This is a genomic window from uncultured Azohydromonas sp., from assembly GCF_937926365.1.
Taxonomy (GTDB): domain Bacteria; phylum Pseudomonadota; class Gammaproteobacteria; order Burkholderiales; family Burkholderiaceae_C; genus Azohydromonas.
The window spans coordinates 1-17,221 of record NZ_CALAOH010000085.1; the positions used below are offsets into that span (position 1 = coordinate 1).

Sequence of the window (17,221 nt, forward strand, 5' to 3'; positions counted from 1 at the left end):
CGAGCGCCAGGGCGGGCCGGGGCCGCGCCGCCATGAAGGCGCGCCGGCGCATGCGCGTGGTGAGCGCTTCGACGCGCCGCGCCGCGAGGCCGAGCCGGCGTTGCGCGAGACCGATCCGGAGCGCCGCGAGCGCGCGCTGCTGCTGCGCGATTTCGAGCGCACCACGCTGTCGCCGTCCAACTTCTGCGTGCTCAAGGGCATCAAGCCCGAGGCGCTGGAAGCCCAGCTGACGCTGGCGCGCCAGGAAGCGCGTGAGCGCATGGCTCAGGCTCAAGCCGCTCGTGCCTCGGAGGCGCCGCGGCAGGAGGGCAGCGCCGCGCAGCCGCAGCGCCAGGAGCGCGGTCCGCGTGAGGGCGCCGCGCCGGGTGGCCGCCGTGAAGGCGGTGGAGCCGGGCAGCCGGGGCAGCGGCGCCAGGAGCGTGGCACTCCGCAGGGCCAAGGCCAGAAGCCGCATCCGGCGCCGGCTGCGGAGCCGGTGGCGGCCGATGCAGCGCAACCCGCTGCGCCGACGGAAGCTGCGCCACAACCCGCGGCCGAGGGCGGCGAGGCGCCACAGCCCTGAACTGAGCCGGGATGCTGCTGCGCGAGCTCGTCGCTCGCGTCCCGCAGGCGGGGCGGCTGGAATCGATCTGGCTGCGCCCGGCGCGCGGCGTGGCTGCGGTGGGCATACAGGAGGCGCTGGCCGTGGCCGGGCGCGGACTGGACGGTGACCGCAGCTCAGGTGGCCGAGGCGGCGGTCGCCGCCAGGTGACCTTGCTGCAGTACGAACACCTGCCGGTGCTGGCCGCGCTGCTGGGCCGGCCGGCGCTGGAGGCTTCGCTGCTGCGGCGCAACCTGGTCGTATCGGGCCTGAACCTGCTGGCCGCGCGCAGCCCGCTGCCGCAGGTGCCGCTGCGGCTGCGGCTGGGCGACGAGGTCGAGCTGGAGGTGACGGGTCCCTGCGAGCCTTGCTCGCGCATGGAGGAGGCCCTGGGCCCCGGCGGCTACGCCGCGATGCGGGGCCACGGCGGCGTCACGGCGCGCGTGCTGCGCGGCGGACGCCTGCGTGTGGGGGACGTGGTGTGCTGCGTCGCCGCGCCGGCGCAGGAAGCCGGCGATCGGCCGCCTGGATCCCATTTGCCGTAGGCCGCGGGATTTCCCATGAGCCCGGGGCTGCCTTGGCGGCCTTCCGTTCGAAGAGCGCATGTCCTGGAGCCTCGGCGCCACGCTGAGGCTTCTGGTCGGAGCCGTTCCGGCGAGCCGGAGTGGCGCCGGGTGCGTGCATGGCCGTGGCGGGAGGCCCGCGCACGGCGGAACGCGTCAGCTCGACGCGTCCGGCACCGTGCTGATGGCGGGCGCCTCTATCGGCTCCTGGGACAGCAGCGCCAGCGCCTTGCACGAGGGCTTGCACACCATGTGCACGCGGCCGAGCAGGCGCTGGCTCATGAGTTGGTCGGCCGATCGGTGCTGCCCGCACTTGAAGCAGGAGCGCGTCTGTCCGCGTCCGCTGAAGGGCGAGCCTGAAACCTTGCTGGCGTAGCGCAGGCCGTCGTCCTTGATGCGTGTGGTCGTGTCCTTGGTCATAGCTCTGCCCCTAGTGCGAATCCATTGTCAAGGGGGTGCGACGCTTTGGCACCCGGGAAATGCATGCGAGGCCATCAGCCCTGCACGCCCAGCGCGAGTCCTTCCCTCCATGGACCGCCCCATCATTGTGTCCACTATGGCTTTGAACTAACGCCTTAGCGTTTGAACAATAACAACCTCTCGTTGAACCGCATCTGAAAGCTCCTGAGGCTCCTTCCTAAATTTCCCTTCCAAAACCTTCTTTTCACCTTTCATACAGGGTTCGCACCTTCAGCAGCGCGCGCCATGTGCCCCCGGTTGTGCGGAGTTGGGGCATTCCAGGGTGAGCCCACCCCAGCCTGCCAGGGACGAACAAGGCCGAAACAAATCACCCTCGCGGAATCACGCTGCTGAAGGTTGAGGGGACTCAAACCGGCCTTCAAGGGGGACCCAAACCCTCGGCGCATCAAGGAATACGCATCGGTTCCACCGTCCGAAGCACGAAACGCTCGGTCGTTAGTTCATAAAATTCTTAGCAAGCTGTATGTTTCGCGCTGACCGGTGACGCCACCGTGGAGATGGCTGTCAGCTGATGGCCGAAGGCGCGCCGCCTCCCGCGCCAGGCCCTGGGTACAGCCCTTGCCGCGTGCCGCATCCCCGCCTCACGCCAATGACGCCATGACCTTGATCACCGCCTGGGCCGCGCACGCGGCCGGTCAGCCGCTGCAGCGCCACTGCTTCGACCCAGGGCCGCTGGGGCCGCAGGAGGTGGAAGTCGCGGTGCAGCACTGCGGCCTGTGCCATTCCGACCTGTCCATGCTGGACGACGAGTGGGGCCAGACGCAGTGGCCGCTGGTGCCCGGACACGAGGCCGTGGGCCGCGTGGTGGCGCTGGGCGAGCAGGCCCTGGGACTGGAGATCGGCCAGCGCGTGGGACTGGGCTGGACGGCTTCGAGCTGCATGCATTGCCGCTGGTGCCTGGGCGGCGACCAGCAGCTGTGCCTGCGCGCGCAGCCCACCATCGTCGGTCGCCCCGGCGCCTTCGCCGACCGGGTGCGCGCGCACTGGGCCTGGGTGCTGCCGCTGCCCGACGCGCTGGACCCGGCCAGCGCCGGGCCGCTGCTGTGCGGCGGCATCACGGTGTTCGCGCCGCTGCGCGACCTGCGCATCGCGCCCACCGCGCGCGTGGGCGTGGTGGGCATCGGCGGGCTCGGCCACCTGGCGCTGCAGTTCGCCTCGGCCTGGGGCTGCGAAGTGACGGCCTTCAGCTCCAGCAGTTCCAAGCATGCCGAGGCGCTGCGGCTGGGCGCGCACCGCGTGGTGGACAGCACCGACCCGGCCGCGCTGGCGGCCATCGCCGGCACGCTGGACCTCATCCTCTACACCGCCAACGCCGCACTGGACTGGGAAGCGCTGATGGCCACGCTGGCGCCGCGTGGGCGGCTGCACGTGGTGGGCGCGGTGCCGCAGCCCGTCGCGGTTTCGGCCTTCACGCTCATCGGCGGCGCCAAGAGCGTCTCGGGCTCGCCCACGGGCTCTCGCGGCGACCTTGAGGCCATGCTCGACTTCGCCGCGCGCCACCGCATCGAGGCGCTGGTGGAGCGCTTCCCCATGAGCGGCGTCAACGACGCGCTGGCGCACCTGCGCGCCGGCAAGGCGCGCTACCGCGTGGTGCTGGACGCGGATTTCGACTGACCTCGTCCCCCGGCCCGGCCCGCCCTCTCCCGAGCATTTCCCGGGTTTCGTGGCACATCGGTTGCTCCGATTGAGGCTTCCCTTCGGCAAGGAGTCACCATGAACAGGACCGCCCGCATCACTGGCCGCGTCGAATACCGCGAGGGCGACGGCCCGCAACTGCCCATCCGGCCCGGCCTGGTGGAGTACGAAGAAGGCGATGAGGACGTGACGCTGAGCTGGAACGACGGCGACTACCGCGGCAGCGCCGCCATCCCGCGCGCCGACTGGCAGCGCTTCGTCAGCAGCCAGGACATCGAGCTCCTCGACTGAAGCCTCGGCCACCGCGCCCGCGCGGCGGACCGGCTCTCGAAGCCGCCCGCCAGGACCGCTTCACGCCCAGCCCCCACCGGCCACCGGGCAGGCTGGCCTGCGCTATCGTCTCAAAACGGCGGCCAGCGTTGCCGCCTCAACAACTGTGGGAGAAACCAATAATGCGACATATCCTGGCCGCGCTCTTGCTGTGTCCGGTGGCGGCGCTGGCCGCCGCCGGCGACTCGCCCTGGACACCCGACCGGGCCATCGTGCAGTACGGGGAGCAGACGGACACCCGCGCCGTCACGCTGGGCCTGAACTGGGACTGGTCCTGGTCGCGCCCGCTGGGCTCCGGGCTGCTGGGCGGCTACCACGAGCTGTCGGTGGGCCGCTGGCGCGCCGACGTGCCCGAAGGGCATGAGAACTTCACCCAGGCCGGCTACACGCCGGTGCTGCGCTGGTGGTCCGGCGGCTCGCCCGCGGGCTTCTTCGTCGAGGCCGGCATCGGGCTCAACGTCGTCACGCCGCGCTTTCGCACGATGACCAAGCGCGTGGGCAGCAATTTCACCTTCGGCGACCACCTTGGCGCGGGCTGGCGCAGCGCCGGCGGGACGGAGCTCTCGTTGCGGTTTCAACATTTCTCCAACGGCGGCGTGAAGGACCCGAATCCCGCGATCAACTTCTGGCAACTGCGCCTGGGCATGCCGCTGTAGTCCCCGCGCCGTGGCGGGCGTACCCTAGGCGCACGCCGCGCACTCGGCACGGCGGCCCAACTGCCCGAAGGAGTGCGCCATGCCTTCCGCCCCCCGTTTCGATCCCGAGCGCGTGGTTCGCGCGCCGCGCGGCGCGCAACTGCACTGCCGCAGCTGGCAGACCGAGGCCGCCTGGCGGCTGCTGCAGAACAACCTGGACCCCGAGGTGGCGGAGGACCCGCGCCGGCTGGTGGTCTACGGTGGCATCGGCCGCGCCGCGCGCGACTGGCACTGCTTCGACCAGCTCCTGGCCAGCCTGCGCGAGCTCGGCGACGACGAGTCGCTGCTGGTGCAATCGGGCAAGCCGGTGGGCGTGTTCAGGACGCACCCGGACGCGCCGCGCGTGCTCATTGCCAACAGCAACCTCGTGCCGCGCTGGGCCACCTGGGAGCAGTTCGAGGAGCTGGACCGCCGCGGCCTTTTCATGTACGGCCAGATGACCGCCGGCAGCTGGATCTACATCGGCAGCCAGGGCATCGTCCAGGGCACCTACGAAACCTTCATGGAGGCCGCGCGCCAGCACTGGGGTGGCGACGCGCGCGGGCGCTGGATCCTCAGCGCCGGGCTGGGCGGCATGGGCGGCGCGCAGCCCCTGGCCGCCAGCCTCGCCGGCGCTTGTTCCCTGATCATCGAATGCCGCCAGCCGCGCATCGACGCCCGCCTGCGCACCCGCTATCTCGACAAGCAGGCGCGCGACCTCGACGACGCGCTGTCCCTCATCCGCCACCACACCGAACGCGGCGAGGCCGTCTCCATCGGCCTGCTGGGCAATGCCGCCGAAGTGCTGCCCGAGCTGGCACGCCGGGCCCGCGACGGACGGCTGAAACCGGACCTGGTGACCGACCAGACCTCCGCGCACGACCTGCTGCACGGCTACCTGCCGCTGGGCTGGAGCGTGGAGCGCTGGGAGGCGGCGCAGCAGGACCCGGCGCAGCACGCGGCGCTGCGCGCGGCGGCGGCCGAGTCCTGCGCGCAGCACGTGCGGGCGATGCTGGAGTTGCGCGAGCTGGGCGTGCCCGCGGTGGACTACGGCAACAACATCCGCCAAGTGGCACTGGACGCCGGCGTGGCGCGCGCCTTCGACATCCCCGGCTTCGTCCCCGCCTACATCCGCCCGCTGTTCTGCCAGGGCAAGGGCCCGTTCCGCTGGGTGGCGCTGTCGGGCGACCCGCAGGACATCCACCGCACCGACGCCAAGGTGCGCGAGCTGTTCCCGGACAACGCCGGCCTGCAGCGCTGGCTGTCGCTGGCGGGCGAGCGCATCGCCTTCCAGGGGCTGCCGGCGCGCATCTGCTGGCTGGGCCTGGGCGAGCGCGACCGCGCGGGCCTGGCCTTCAACGAGATGGTGGCGCGCGGCGAGCTCAAGGCGCCCATCGTCATCGGCCGCGACCACCTCGACACCGGCTCCGTCGCCAGCCCCAACCGCGAAACCGAGGGCATGCGGGACGGCACCGACGCCGTCTCCGACTGGCCGCTGCTCAACGCGCTGCTCAACACCGCCGGCGGCGCGACCTGGGTCTCGCTGCACCACGGCGGCGGGGTGGGCATGGGCTACTCGCAGCACGCCGGCATGGTGATCGTGGCCGACGGCACCGAGGCCGCGGCGCGGCGCCTGGCGCGCGTGCTGGTCAACGACTGCGCTAGCGGCGTGATGCGCCATGCCGACGCCGGCTACGAGGCCGCGCAGGACTGCGCCCGCCGCCACGGCCTGAAGCTGCCCATGCTCGGCTGAGCAGCGGCGTTTGCCTCCTCGTCCCGACCTTCCCCACGAAAGGCTTCCCTTGCCCGTCTCCTCCGATCCGTCCCGCCTGCTGCTCGATCCCGGCCGCGTGCCGCTGCAGACCTGGCACCGCCTCTGGGCCGGGCCCGCCACCGTGGCCCTGCCCGAAGGCGCCTGGGGCCCGGTGCGGGCCTCGGCCGAGGCTGTGTCCGCGCTGCTGGCGCGCGGCGCGCCGGCCTACGGCATCAACACCGGCTTCGGCAAGCTCGCGCACACGCACATCCCGGACGACCAGCTCGCGCAACTGCAGCGCAATCTGATCCTTTCGCACGCCGTGGGCACGGGCGAGGAGCTGCCGGAGCCCGTGGTGCGGCTCGTGCTCGCCACCAAGGCCGCGAGCCTGGCGCGCGGCTGCTCGGGGGTGCGGCCGGTGGTGATCGAGTCGCTGCTGGGGCTGCTCAACGCCGGCATCAGCCCCTGCATTCCGGCCAAGGGCTCGGTGGGCGCCTCGGGCGACCTGGCGCCGCTGGCGCACATGACGCTGGCGCTCATGGGCGAGGGTGAAGTTCGCGTGGACGGCCTGCGCCGCCCGGCGGCACAGGCGCTGCGCGACGCCGGCCTCGTACCGCTGGCACTGGCGCCCAAGGAGGGACTGGCGCTGATCAACGGCACGCAGGTATCCACCGCGCTGGCGCTGCACGGGCTGTTCATGGCGCAGCGGGTGCTGGAAGCCTCGGTGGCGGTGGGCGCGCTGTCGGTGGATGCCGCGCGCGGCAGCGACGCACCCTTCGACGCACGCATCCACGCCGCGCGCGGGCAGCCCGGGCAGATCGCGCTGGCGCGCGCGTACCGGGAGCTGCTGGCCGGCAGCGCGATCCGGCAATCGCACCTGGTGGCCGACGAGCGCGTGCAGGACCCGTACAGCCTGCGCTGCCAGCCGCAGGTGATGGGCGCCTGCCGCGACCTGCTGCTGCAGGCCGCGCGCACGCTGCTGGTGGAAGCCAACGCCGTCACCGACAACCCGCTGCTGTTCGGCGATCAGGCGCTGTCCGGCGGCAACTTCCACGCCGAGCCGGTGGCTTTCGCGGCCGACCAGATGGCGCTGGCGATCGCCGAGATCGGCGCGCTGGCGGAGCGGCGCATCGCGCTGCTGATCGACGCCAACCTCTCCGGGCTGCCGCCCTTCCTGGTGCGCGACGCGGGGCTGAACTCCGGTTTCATGATCGCCCACGTCACGGCCGCGGCCCTCGCCTCGGAGAACAAGAGCCTGGCGCATCCGGCCAGCGTGGACAGCCTGCCCACCTCGGCCAACCAGGAGGACCACGTCAGCATGGCGACCTTCGCCGCGCGGCGGCTGCAGGAGATGGCGCTCAACAGCGCCACCATCGTCGCCATCGAGTGGCTCACCGCGGCGCAGGGGGTGGACTTCCACCATCCGCTCACCACCTCGGCCCCGCTGCAGCAGCTGCACGCGCTGCTGCGTGGCGCCGTCACGCACTACGACCACGACCGGCTGCTGGCGCCCGACATCGAGGCCGCCCGCGTGCTCCTGCTGCAGGGCGAGGTTTCGCGCGTGCTGCCCGAGGCGCTGGCGGCGCTGTGGGACGACCGAGCATGATGAACATCACCCCCGCCTGGGACGCCCTCTGGCTCAACGTCCACCTGCTGCCGCTCACGCCCGCCGACCCGGCCGCCACCGTGCGCGACGGCGCGCTGGCCGTGCGCGACGGCCGCATCGCCTGGCTGGGCCCGCGCGCCGCGCTGCCCGAAGGCGTCGCGGCCGCATCGACCCATGACGGCGGCGGCGCCTGGCTGCTGCCGGGCTTCATCGACTGCCATACCCACGTGGTGCACGCCGGGCAGCGCAGCGAGGAATTCGAGCTGCGCATGTCGGGCCAGAGCTATGAGGCCATCGCGCGGCGCGGCGGCGGCATCCTCAACACCGTGCGCGCCACGCGCGCCGCGAGCGAGGAGGCGTTGCTGGCGCAGAGCCTGCCGCGCGTGCGCAACCTGATGCGCGAGGGCGTGACCACGCTGGAAGTGAAGTCCGGCTACGGCCTGGAGTCGGAAACCGAGGCGCGCATGCTGCGCGTGGCGCGCCGCCTGGGGCGCGAGTTTCAGTTGCGGGTGAAAGCCAGTTTCCTGGGCGCGCACGCGCTGCCGCCGGAGTACGCCGGCCGCGCCGATGACTACGTGGCGCTGCTGTGCGACGACATGCTGCCAGCCCTGGCCGCGCAAGGCCTGGTGGACGCGGTGGATGCGTTTTGCGAGGGCATCGCCTTTTCCGCGGCGCAGGTGGAACGGCTGTTCGAGACGGCGCGGCAGTTGAGACTGCCGGTGAAGCTGCACGCCGGCCAGCTTTCCGACCTGGGCGGCGCCGAGTTGGTTGGGCGCTTCGGCGGACTGTCGGCGGACCACCTGGAGGAAGTCTCGGAAGCCGGCATCGCCGCGCTGCGCGCCGCTGGCAGCGTGGCCGTGCTGCTGCCCGGGGCGATCCATTTCCTGCGCGAGACGCGGCGCCCGCCGGTTGAAAAGCTGCACGCCGCGGGGGTACCGGTGGCGCTGGCCACCGACTGCAACCCCGGCAGCTCGCCCATGCCCTCCATCCTGGCCGCGCTGAACCTGGGCTGCCTGCTGCTGGGGCTCACACCCACCGAGGCCCTGGCCGGCGCCACCTGCCATGCCGCCGCGGCGCTGGGCTTGTCCACGGAGACCGGCAGCCTGGAAATCGGCAAGGCGGCGGATTTCGCGCTGTGGGAGGTGGAGCGCCCGGCGCAGCTGTGCGCCACGCTCGGTTTCAATCCCTGCCGGCAGGTGGTCTACCAGGGACGCAGCCGTCCGCTGCCCGGTTGAGGACAGCGCGGCGACTCACCGCCGCGGCTGTTCGCGCACCCCCACCAGATAGCCCTGCAGCAGCCAGCGCGAGACGTTGGTGACGGCGTCGCCCATCAGCATCACCGGGTCCACGCCCTTGACGAGAAAGGGATAGTCGTCGTAGGGCGGATAAGGCTCGCAGTCGGGAAAGCGGCGCTGGAAGCGGGCCACCACATGCGGCGACCAGCGGCCCCGGTGCACGCCAATGCACAGCGAAAAGCCGCGGTCACGCCAGAGTTCGGACCAGATGCCCATGTACAGCACCGGCTGATCCCGGTACTTGATGTACATGCCGTAGTCGCCATCGGCCCAGCGTTTGTGGAACACCCCCTCCACGCCGAAACCGGCCGTCTCGAAGCGTGGAGCGATCTGCTCCATGAAATCGAACATCTGCTTCACGGCTTTGTCCGTGGCGACGTTGAACACGATGGCCTTTCAGCGTGCCGTCATGGCCGCCACCACGGTGCAAATACCCAGCACCAGGTTGAGCGCGACCAGACGGCGAATACGGTTGAGGGTTTGCCCGGCGGCAGGCCAGGCGGCGGCGGAACAGTCACGGCGCAGAGCGGGAAACAGCGCGCCGTAAACGTAGGCGAATATCGCGGCCATCACCAAGCCCAGCGCCAGCATCGCGTGCCAGCCGGGCGGCGCATTTTGAAAACCCGTCTGGAGCAGCATCGTGAAACCCGTCGCGAGGATCACGGCCACGGCCACGGCCGTATAGGGCAGAAAGCGTGAAAAGGTCGCGGCCCACAGCGGCAGCCGTTGGGGCGGTTGCAGCACCTCGGCCGCCGCGGGCCGCAGGCAGCAGTACGCGAAGAACATGCCGCCGACCCAGACGATCACGCCCAGCAGGTGCAAGAGGATCAGCGGTTGACGCGGCATGGTGGCAGGTGGTGGCGATGGGCAGCGACGCCGGACGAGGGGCCGCAGTCTACAGAGGGCACGGGGGCTGCCCGGCCGGTAACCTGCTTCTTCGGCCATCCGTGCCGCCGCTTTACAGCGGCAGCCGCATCGGCGGCATCGGCGAGGCCGTGATGCCTCGGCACGCGCAAGAGCGCTGGGCCGCCTCGTTCACCCGGTCGGTCGGCAGCGTGAGGCCCTGCACAGCCGAACCAGGCTACGCGGCCGCGCCAGCATCGAAGGCCGCATCCAACGGCAGTTGCAGGCCGTTGGCGAGGTGATTGGTCTTGGCGGCCAGCGAGACGATGGCCAGCAGTTCCGCGTGCTGCTCGTCCGTCATGCCCTTGGCGCGGGCTGCGGCGGTGTGGGAATGGACGCAATAACTGCAGGAATTGGCGATCGACACCGCGACGTAGATCAGTTCCTTGGTCAGCGGATCCAGATGCGAGGGCGTGGCCATCACCTGCTTCACCTCGGCCCAGGTGCTTTCCAGCAGCGCGGGATTGAAGGCGAGCGCACGCCAGAGGTTGTTGACGAAATCCGTCTTCCGGGTGGCGCGGATGTCGTCGAAAACGGCTTTCACTCGCGGATCGGATTCCGGATTCGTGGGTGGTTTGATGGTGGCCATGAGGATGAGATTGAAGAAAAGGAAAGGTCCGATGGTGATGTGCCAACGCGGCCAGCCCATGGCGCGCATGAAGACCAGCACGTGAGCAGGACGCCAATATAAAAACCAGTTCTTGTTTTACTCATCGAGTCGAGTGCAGAGCGTCACGGGCCGCTGCAGAAAATGATCATGGGTTGACCTGCATGCACGATTCCCTCGACCCCGTGCCACCCGGCGCGGTGCAACAGGCTGAGCGATGTACTGGTTCCGCAATACACGTGTTCGTACCCCAATTTACGTGCGTGGTCCACGATGGCGCGGAGCAGCAGTGCTCCGATGCCCTGGCCACGGCGTGCGGGAAGCACAAAACCTGCGGCGGCCCACGGCGTCAGATGCCTGTGGCTCGGAATGGATTCCGCCTTCAGCGCGCCGAAACCCACCGGAATTCCACCATCGAAGGCCACGAATCCGATGGGCAATGTGTGCTCGGAAGCCGCAAACGCCGTCACATCGGCGCTCAAATCGCCTGGGCCGTCCTCGCCATACCAGTCCGGCCATTCGGACAGGAGCCATTGGCTGACGGTCGGAATGAGATGCCTTGCGCGAGGCAGGAGCTGGATGGTGTTCATGTCCACCGATACTCCTCCGCCGCATCCATCCTCCACCTCCCCTCCCCCTGCAGTTCCAGCACCTGCCGGTGGTATTTCTGCAGCGCCGGGCGGTGGCTGATGCTCACCGGGGTGATGGAAAGCTCGGCCAGCTGCGCGTACAGCAGCTCCTCGTTGGCCGCGTCCAGCGCGCTGGTGGATTCGTCCAGCAGCGCGTAACGCGGCTTGGCGACCAGCGCGCGGGCAAAGGCCAGGCGCTGCTGCTCGCCCACCGACAGCAGCTTGCCCCAGTCCCGCTCGGCCGAGAGCCCGCCCACGCGGTCCGCCAGCGTCGGCAGGTTCACGCGCTGCAGCCACTGCAGCAGTTCCTCGTCGCTGATCTCGCGCTCCGGGTGCGGATACAACAGCTGCGTGCGCAGGTCGCCCGGCGGCAGGTACGGGCGCTGGGGCAGGAACAGCATGTCGGCGCCGGACGGGCGCACCACGCGCCCGTGCCCCGTGTTCCATAGCCCTGCCATCACCCGCAGCAGGGAGCTCTTGCCCGAGCCGCTGGGGCCCACGATCAACAGCCCCTCGTGCGGGCGCACCTGGAAATCGACGTTGCTGATGAGCACCTGCTCGCGCTGCGGCGTCAGCACGCTCAGCTGCTCCACCGCCAGCTCCGCGCCGTGCACCAGCTGCACGTGGTCCGTGCCGCTCTCCTGCCCGTTCCCGTTCACCGGGCGGGACTGCTCCCGCAGCACCTGCTGGAAGCCGTGCAGCCGCTCGATGCCCGCGCCGAAGCGGCTCAAGCCCTCGAAATGCTCCACCACCACCGTGAGCGCGCTCAGGATCGCCGCGAACGCGCCCGCCGCCTGCACCGCGGCGCCCACTTCCAGCGTGCCGTCGAGCACGTCCTTGGCCACCACCACGCTGGGCAGCGCCAGCGTCAGAAAGCTGTGCGCGTACTGGAACAGGTTCAGCCGCAACTGCCAGCGCAGCACCTTCTGATAGTTGCGGTAGGCAAAGTCGAACACGCGCTGCAGCGCCGACATCTCGCGCGGCTCGCCGTCGTAGAACGCGATGGGCTCGGCGTTCTCGCGCACGCGCACGAGGTTGAAGCGGAAGTCCGCCTCGCGCTGCAGCTGCGCGAAGTTCAGCGGGATCAGCCGCTTGCCGAATACCGAGGCGGTGAAGAGCGTGGCGAAGATGGCGTAGCCGACGAGCACCACCACCAGTAGCCGCGAGATGCTCCACAGCACGCCGGTGAAGGCCACGAGCTGGATGAGGGAACCCAGCACGATCATCGAGAAGTACAGCGACTGCGAGGTCAGGCTGTTGATGTCCTCGGCAATGCGCTGGTCCGGGTTGTCCAGCCCGGGCATCGCGTTGAGCTTGTAGTAGGCGCGATGCTCCAGGTAATGGCCCAGGAAGTGGAACGTCATCCAGCGCCGCCAGCGCAGCCCCAGCGTGTCGCGCACGAAGTAGTACAGCGCGTACACCGGCACCGCGAAGGCCAGCGCCAGCATGAAGCGGCGGATGGCGGCCCAGAAGCGGTCGGCGTCGCGCGCGGCCAGCGCCGAGGTGAACTCGCCCGTCTCCTGGTTGAACACCACCGCGAAGCCCGTCTGCGCCAGCAGCAGCGCCATCAGCACCGCCAGCATCCCGGCCGCGCGCCATCGCTCCTCGGAGGTCCAGTACGGCGCCGCGATGGCCTTGAAGCGCTGCAGCAGGCGGGCGTTGAAGCCGGGTTGTTGTTCCGTGCTCATCTATCGGCGCAAGAGTCCCTGGTTCATCTTAGGGGGGGATTGACAGTGCGCCGCCTGCGGATGATCCCGCGCGGGCCATTCGGCCGACCTCCCCGCCGCGGCCTGTACAGTGGCCGCCGTACCCTGCCTGGAGCGACCGCCATGCCCACCCGCGACGACTGCCTGCAACTGGATGCCCGGGACACCCTCGCGCCCCTGCGCGACGCCTTCGAGCTGCCCCCGGGCGTGGTCTACCTCGACGGCAACTCCCTGGGCGCGCGCCCGAAGAGCGCCGCCGCGCGCGCGGCGCAGGTCGTGCAGCGGGAATGGGGCGAAGGCCTGATCCGCAGCTGGAACACGGCCGGCTGGTTCGCGCTGCCGCGCCGCCTGGGCGACCGCCTGGCGCCGCTCATCGGCGCCGGCGCCAACGAGGTGCTGGTGACGGACACGACCTCCGTCAACCTCTTCAAGCTGCTGGCCGCCATGCTGCGGCTGCAGGCCCGGCGCGACGCGCGCCGGCGCGTGATCGTGGCCGAGCGCGGCAACTTTCCCACCGACCTGCACATCGCCCAGGGCCTCATCGCCATGCTGCAGCAGGGCCACGAGCTGCGGCTGGTGGACTCGGCCGAAGGCATCCCCGCCGCGCTGGGCGATGACGTGGCCGTGCTCATGCTCACGCAGGTGGACTACCGCACCGGCGCGCTGCACGACATGAGCACCCTGACGCGGCTGGCGCACGAGCACGGCGTGCTGATGCTGTGGGACCTGGCGCACTCCGCCGGCGCGCTGCCGGTGGACCTGCGCGGCGCCGGCGCCGACGGTGCCGTCGGTTGCACCTACAAGTACCTCAACGGCGGCCCGGGCGCACCGGCCTTCCTGTGGCTGGCGCCGCGCTGGCATGGCGAGTTCGAATCCCCGCTGTCGGGCTGGTGGGGCCACGCGGAGCCCTTCGCCATGGAGCCGCAGTACCGGCCCGATCCCGGCGTGGGCCGCTTCCTGTGCGGCACGCAGGCCATCGTGTCGCAGGCGCTGGTGGAGTGCGGGCTGGAAGTGTTCGAACGCACCGACATGGCGGCGGTGCGCCATAAATCGCTGGCGCTGACGGACCTGTTCATCGCGCTGGTCGAGCAGCGCTGCGCCGCGCACCCGCTGACGCTGATCACGCCGCGCGAACACACCCGGCGCGGCAGCCAGGTGAGCTGGCAACATCCGCAGGGCTACGCGGTGATGCAGGCGCTCATCCACCGTGGTGTCATCGGCGACTACCGCGAGCCCGGCATCCTGCGCTTCGGCTTCACGCCGCTGTACACCCGCTTCATCGACGTGTGGGACGCGGTGGAGGCGCTGCGCGCGGTGCTGGACGGAGAGGAGTGGAAGCAGGAGCGGTTTCAAACACGGTCGGCGGTGACCTGAGGCCTGGAACACCGACCGGCTGAGGCCCGGCACGGAGACTCGAACAACAACGGGAGGGCCGTTGCATGAAAACCTGGCTGCCGCTGCTGCTGGCGGTGATGGTCGGTGCGGTGGTGGCCGAAGGCTTCGGAGCGCCCTTCGCCATCGGGCTGCTGGCGGCCTTCGGGATGTGGCTGCTGCGCCGCCAGGGCCGGCTGGAAGCGGAGCTGAGGCAGTTGCGCGCGGCACTGCCCGAAGAAGCCATCGTCGAGCCCGTTGTCCCCGCACCAGTACGGGCGGCCGACATCGCCCTCGCCTCGCCCGCGGTCGAAACCCCGCCTTCGCCCGCCGCCTCGGCGGTCCTGGCCGAACCGGACGAGCGCGCCGTGGGCGTCACCAGCTCGCTGGGCGGCACCTTGAAAGCCTGGTTCGCCGGCGGCAACACCATCGTGCGGCTGGCCGTGCTGATCCTGTTCCTGGGCGTGGCCTTCCTGCTGCGCTACGCGGCGGAGCACTCGCTCATTCCCATCGAGCTGCGCCTGGCCGGCGTGGCCGCGGGCGCGGTGGCGCTGGTGCTCGTGGGCTGGCGGCTGCGCGAGCGGCGGCGCGGCTATGGGTTGTCGCTGCAGGGTGCGGGCGTGGGCGTGCTGTACCTGACGCTCTTTGCCGCGCTGCGCCTGTACGGGCTGCTGCCGCCGGTGCTGGCTTTCGGGCTGCTGGTGGCGCTGGGCGCGGTGGCCGCGCTGCTGGCGCTGCGGCAAGACGCGCTGCCGCTGGCGGTGCTGGGCACCATCGGCGGCTTCCTCGCCCCGGTGCTGGCCAGCACTGGCGAGGGCAGCCACGTCACGCTCTTCAGCTACTACCTGCTGCTCAACCTGGGCATCGCCTTCATCGCGCGGTACAAGGCCTGGAAGCTGCTCAACCTCGTGGGCCTGAGCTTCACTTTCGGCATCGGCCTGGGTTGGGGCTTGAGCGCCTGGCGGCCGGGGCTGCTGGCGAGCACCGAGCCCTTCCTGGTCGCGCACGTGGCGCTGTACCTGTGGATCGCCGTGCAGTACGCGCTGCGCCTGGCCGAGGCGCCAGCGGCGGCCGGGCAGCCGCGCGCCGCTTACGTGGACGGCGCCCTGCTCTTCGGCATGCCGCTGGCGGCCTTCGGGCTGCAGGCGGGCATGGTGCGCGACATCCCCAACGCGCTGGCCCTCTCGGCCGCCGTGCTCGCTACGGTGTACCTGCTGCTGGGCCGCTGGCTGTGGCGGCGGCTGGGCGAGCGGCTGCGGCTGGTGACCGAAGGCATGCTGGCGCTGGGCGTGGTGTTCCTGGCCCTGGTGCCGCCGCTGGCGCTGGACGACACGCGCTGGACCGGCATCGCCTGGGCCTTGCAGGGCGCCGGCGTGGCCTGGGTCGCGCTGCGCCAGCAGCGCGCCTGGGCATTGGCGCTGGGCGTGGCGCTGCAGGTGCTGGCGCTGGGCGCGTTCTGGGTCCAGGAGCCGCCGGCGGGCTCGGTGCCCGTCCTCAACGCCGGCTTCGCCGGGCTGGTGGCGATCGCGGTCGCGGCGCTGTTCACCGCGCTGCAGCTGTACCGCCTGGGGCCGTTGGCCGCGAACTGGCCGGCCGACGGCGGACGTTTCGCCTTGCGCGCCACGCCGGGCGGGCTGCGCACGCTGCACGGCGCAATGCTGGCCGGCGGCGTGCTGCACCTGGTGGCCGGCGTGCTGCGCGAGCTGACGCTGGCGCGCTGGGGCGCCTGGCCCGACTTTCCGCAGTCGGGGCTGCTGGCGCTGGCCGCGCTGGCGCTGCTGTTCGAGGCGCTGCACACGCCGCTGCGCTGGCCGCCGCTGTCGATGGCGGCGCGGCCCACGCTGGGGCTGGGCATCCCGGTGTTCGCGCTGGGCGTCGTCACGTTCCCGTTCATGTCGGCCGGCAGCTGGGACTGGTGGTGGCCCTGGGGCACGGCGGCGCTGCTGGCCTGGATCGCCGCGGCGGCCTGGGTGCTGCGCCGGCTGGACGCCGATCCAGCCCCCGATCGCTGGCGCCGCAGCACCGGCGCCGAGCATGTGACCGTGGGCTGGATGGCGCTGGCCGGCGCCGCGCTGTGGGCGCATGCCGCCATGCGCACCCTGGTGCCGCGCCACGAGGCCTGGACGGCAGCCGTGGTCCTGGCCGGCCCGACCGCGCTGGCCTGGACGGCCCTGTCCGCGCTGCGGCGCGGACGCTGGCCGGTGGCCGCGCACCCGGGCGCCTGGCTGCGCGGCTGGGCCGCGCCCTGGCTGGCGCTCATGGCGGCGTGGAGCGTGGGCGTGAACGCCTTCGCCGAGGGCGGCATGGCGCCACTGCCTTATCTGCCGCTGCTCAACCCCATCGACCTGGGCCACGTGCTGATGCTGCTGTACGCGCTGCGGCTGCGCCGGGCGTGGCAGGCGCAGGGGTTGCAAACGACGGCCTCGCCGCGCGGGGCGCTGGTGGTGGCGGCGCTGCTGGCCTTCTGGTGGCTGGACAGCCTGCTGGTGCGCACGCTGCACCACTGGGCCGGCACGCCGACGTGGTTCGACGGCGCGCTGGACAGCGGGCTGGTGCAGACCACGCTGACCATCGCCTGGACGCTGTGCGCGCTGGCGGCGATGTTCCTCGCCACCCGGCGCGTGCCAGCGGCGCTGGCGCGGCCGGTGTGGCTCGCGGGCGCCACGCTGCTGGGGCTGACCGTGGTGAAGCTGATGCTGGTGGACCTGGGCCACACCAGCGCGCTGCAGCGCATCGTGTCCTTCCTGGGCGTGGGCGCGCTGATGCTGGTGATCGGCTACGTCTCGCCGCTGCCGCCGGCCGGGGCGGCGGCCGGGCGGCGCGGAGAGGCGTCGTCATGAGGCCACGTACCGACCGCTGGACGCGAGCGCTCCTTGCCGCATGGGCCTGGGGCAGCGTCCATCTCGTGGCAGGGCCGGTGCACGCGCAACCGCAGGACGACACCCCCGCCCGCTACGCCGCCACCGCCCCGCTGGCGCCGGCCGCCGATGCCGGCGGCCTGCAGCGCGTGGCGCTGCCGCTGGCGGTGCTGCAGGCCTCGCGCAGCACGGGCTGGGCCGACGTGCGCGTGTTCAACGCCGCGGGCGAGC

The 17,221-nt window shown here is 71.4% G+C and carries 16 protein-coding genes and 1 pseudogene; 11 read left to right on the forward strand and 6 right to left on the reverse strand.

Annotated features, from left to right (window positions below):
* A pseudogene (locus Q0741_RS08615) lies at positions 1–562 on the forward strand (hypothetical protein); the annotation flags it as partial.
* Between the two features lie 11 nt (positions 563–573).
* Positions 574–1,125 carry an MOSC domain-containing protein gene (locus Q0741_RS08620; protein ID WP_298232792.1) on the forward strand — a complete coding sequence of 184 codons (552 nt, stop codon included), beginning with the start codon at positions 574–576 and terminating at the stop codon, positions 1,123–1,125.
* A gap of 174 nt (positions 1,126–1,299) precedes the next feature.
* On the opposite strand, the gene Q0741_RS08625 is transcribed toward Q0741_RS08620, so the two are convergent.
* The gene (locus Q0741_RS08625) at positions 1,300–1,563 is read right to left on the reverse strand and encodes a hypothetical protein (RefSeq protein WP_298232793.1); all 264 of its coding nucleotides are present in this window, start codon (positions 1,561–1,563) and stop codon (positions 1,300–1,302) included.
* Between the two features lie 657 nt (positions 1,564–2,220).
* Between Q0741_RS08625 and Q0741_RS08630 the strand changes: the two genes are divergently transcribed.
* The 6 genes from Q0741_RS08630 (at position 2,221) to hutI (ending at position 8,856) form a co-directional block, all read left to right on the forward strand.
* Positions 2,221–3,237: an NAD(P)-dependent alcohol dehydrogenase gene (locus Q0741_RS08630; RefSeq protein WP_298232794.1), complete on the forward strand. Its 1,017-nt coding sequence runs from the start codon at positions 2,221–2,223 to the stop codon at positions 3,235–3,237.
* A gap of 99 nt (positions 3,238–3,336) precedes the next feature.
* Positions 3,337–3,549 carry a hypothetical protein gene (locus Q0741_RS08635; protein WP_298232795.1) on the forward strand — a complete coding sequence of 71 codons (213 nt, stop codon included), beginning with the start codon at positions 3,337–3,339 and terminating at the stop codon, positions 3,547–3,549.
* A gap of 161 nt (positions 3,550–3,710) precedes the next feature.
* Positions 3,711–4,244 (forward strand): acyloxyacyl hydrolase, encoded by a 534-nt coding sequence (locus Q0741_RS08640; protein WP_298232796.1) that lies wholly within the window; start codon positions 3,711–3,713, stop codon positions 4,242–4,244.
* Between the two features lie 79 nt (positions 4,245–4,323).
* Positions 4,324–6,015, forward strand: coding sequence for a urocanate hydratase (gene hutU / locus Q0741_RS08645; RefSeq protein WP_298232797.1), 1,692 nt, complete (start codon positions 4,324–4,326; stop codon positions 6,013–6,015).
* A 49-nt stretch (positions 6,016–6,064) separates the two neighbouring features.
* Positions 6,065–7,621: a histidine ammonia-lyase gene (gene hutH / locus Q0741_RS08650; protein ID WP_298232798.1), complete on the forward strand. Its 1,557-nt coding sequence runs from the start codon at positions 6,065–6,067 to the stop codon at positions 7,619–7,621.
* On the forward strand, positions 7,618–8,856 hold the full coding sequence (gene hutI, locus Q0741_RS08655) for an imidazolonepropionase (RefSeq protein ID WP_298232799.1): 1,239 nt from the start codon (positions 7,618–7,620) through the stop codon (positions 8,854–8,856). Before hutH ends, hutI begins: the two co-directional genes overlap by 4 nt.
* 15 nt (positions 8,857–8,871) lie before the next feature.
* Here hutI and Q0741_RS08660 read toward each other — a convergent pair whose 3' ends face one another.
* The 5 genes from Q0741_RS08660 to Q0741_RS08680 all read right to left on the reverse strand — a co-directional run bounded on the left by Q0741_RS08660 (position 8,872) and on the right by Q0741_RS08680 (position 12,743).
* Complete coding sequence (locus tag Q0741_RS08660) at positions 8,872–9,303, reverse strand: hypothetical protein (protein ID WP_298232800.1); 432 nt, start codon at positions 9,301–9,303, stop codon at positions 8,872–8,874.
* Positions 9,304–9,312: 9 nt separating this feature from the next.
* Positions 9,313–9,762, reverse strand: a complete 450-nt coding sequence (locus Q0741_RS08665) for a CopD family protein (protein ID WP_298232801.1) — start codon at positions 9,760–9,762, stop codon at positions 9,313–9,315.
* Positions 9,763–9,997: 235 nt separating this feature from the next.
* Positions 9,998–10,408, reverse strand: a complete 411-nt coding sequence (locus Q0741_RS08670; RefSeq protein ID WP_298232807.1) for a carboxymuconolactone decarboxylase family protein — start codon at positions 10,406–10,408, stop codon at positions 9,998–10,000.
* A 143-nt stretch (positions 10,409–10,551) separates the two neighbouring features.
* Positions 10,552–11,016 carry a GNAT family N-acetyltransferase gene (locus Q0741_RS08675; protein WP_298232802.1) on the reverse strand — a complete coding sequence of 155 codons (465 nt, stop codon included), beginning with the start codon at positions 11,014–11,016 and terminating at the stop codon, positions 10,552–10,554.
* Positions 11,013–12,743: an ABC transporter ATP-binding protein/permease gene (locus Q0741_RS08680; RefSeq protein WP_298232803.1), complete on the reverse strand. Its 1,731-nt coding sequence runs from the start codon at positions 12,741–12,743 to the stop codon at positions 11,013–11,015. Before Q0741_RS08680 ends, Q0741_RS08675 begins: the two co-directional genes overlap by 4 nt.
* Positions 12,744–12,884: 141 nt before the next feature.
* Here Q0741_RS08680 and kynU point away from each other — a divergent pair, with 141 nt between their 5' ends.
* From kynU to Q0741_RS08695, 3 genes are all read left to right on the forward strand, one after another.
* Positions 12,885–14,135, forward strand: coding sequence for a kynureninase (gene kynU / locus Q0741_RS08685; protein WP_298232804.1), 1,251 nt, complete (start codon positions 12,885–12,887; stop codon positions 14,133–14,135).
* Between the two features lie 65 nt (positions 14,136–14,200).
* The gene (locus tag Q0741_RS08690) at positions 14,201–16,972 is read left to right on the forward strand and encodes a DUF2339 domain-containing protein (protein WP_298232805.1); all 2,772 of its coding nucleotides are present in this window, start codon (positions 14,201–14,203) and stop codon (positions 16,970–16,972) included.
* Positions 16,969–17,221 (forward strand): DUF3999 family protein (locus Q0741_RS08695; protein ID WP_298232806.1); only part of this gene is annotated, 253 nt, incomplete at its 3' end. The genes Q0741_RS08690 and Q0741_RS08695, both read left to right, overlap by 4 nt.

What these genes read in the sequence shown, in the direction of transcription:
- Q0741_RS08665 (WP_298232801.1), bottom strand. Translation starts at nt 9,762, where the DNA reads ATGCCGCGTCAACCGCTGATCCTCTTGCACCTGCTGGGCGTGATCGTC.
- Q0741_RS08635 (WP_298232795.1), top strand. Translation starts at nt 3,337, where the DNA reads ATGAACAGGACCGCCCGCATCACTGGCCGCGTCGAATACCGCGAGGGC.
- Q0741_RS08620 (WP_298232792.1), top strand. Translation starts at nt 574, where the DNA reads ATGCTGCTGCGCGAGCTCGTCGCTCGCGTCCCGCAGGCGGGGCGGCTG.
- Q0741_RS08680 (WP_298232803.1), bottom strand. Translation starts at nt 12,743, where the DNA reads ATGAGCACGGAACAACAACCCGGCTTCAACGCCCGCCTGCTGCAGCGC.
- Q0741_RS08630 (WP_298232794.1), top strand. Translation starts at nt 2,221, where the DNA reads ATGACCTTGATCACCGCCTGGGCCGCGCACGCGGCCGGTCAGCCGCTG.
- Q0741_RS08640 (WP_298232796.1), top strand. Translation starts at nt 3,711, where the DNA reads ATGCGACATATCCTGGCCGCGCTCTTGCTGTGTCCGGTGGCGGCGCTG.
- Q0741_RS08625 (WP_298232793.1), bottom strand. Translation starts at nt 1,563, where the DNA reads ATGACCAAGGACACGACCACACGCATCAAGGACGACGGCCTGCGCTAC.
- Q0741_RS08675 (WP_298232802.1), bottom strand. Translation starts at nt 11,016, where the DNA reads ATGAACACCATCCAGCTCCTGCCTCGCGCAAGGCATCTCATTCCGACC.
- hutI (WP_298232799.1), top strand. Translation starts at nt 7,618, where the DNA reads ATGATGAACATCACCCCCGCCTGGGACGCCCTCTGGCTCAACGTCCAC.
- Q0741_RS08670 (WP_298232807.1), bottom strand. Translation starts at nt 10,408, where the DNA reads ATGGCCACCATCAAACCACCCACGAATCCGGAATCCGATCCGCGAGTG.
- hutU (WP_298232797.1), top strand. Translation starts at nt 4,324, where the DNA reads ATGCCTTCCGCCCCCCGTTTCGATCCCGAGCGCGTGGTTCGCGCGCCG.
- Q0741_RS08690 (WP_298232805.1), top strand. Translation starts at nt 14,201, where the DNA reads ATGAAAACCTGGCTGCCGCTGCTGCTGGCGGTGATGGTCGGTGCGGTG.
- kynU (WP_298232804.1), top strand. Translation starts at nt 12,885, where the DNA reads ATGCCCACCCGCGACGACTGCCTGCAACTGGATGCCCGGGACACCCTC.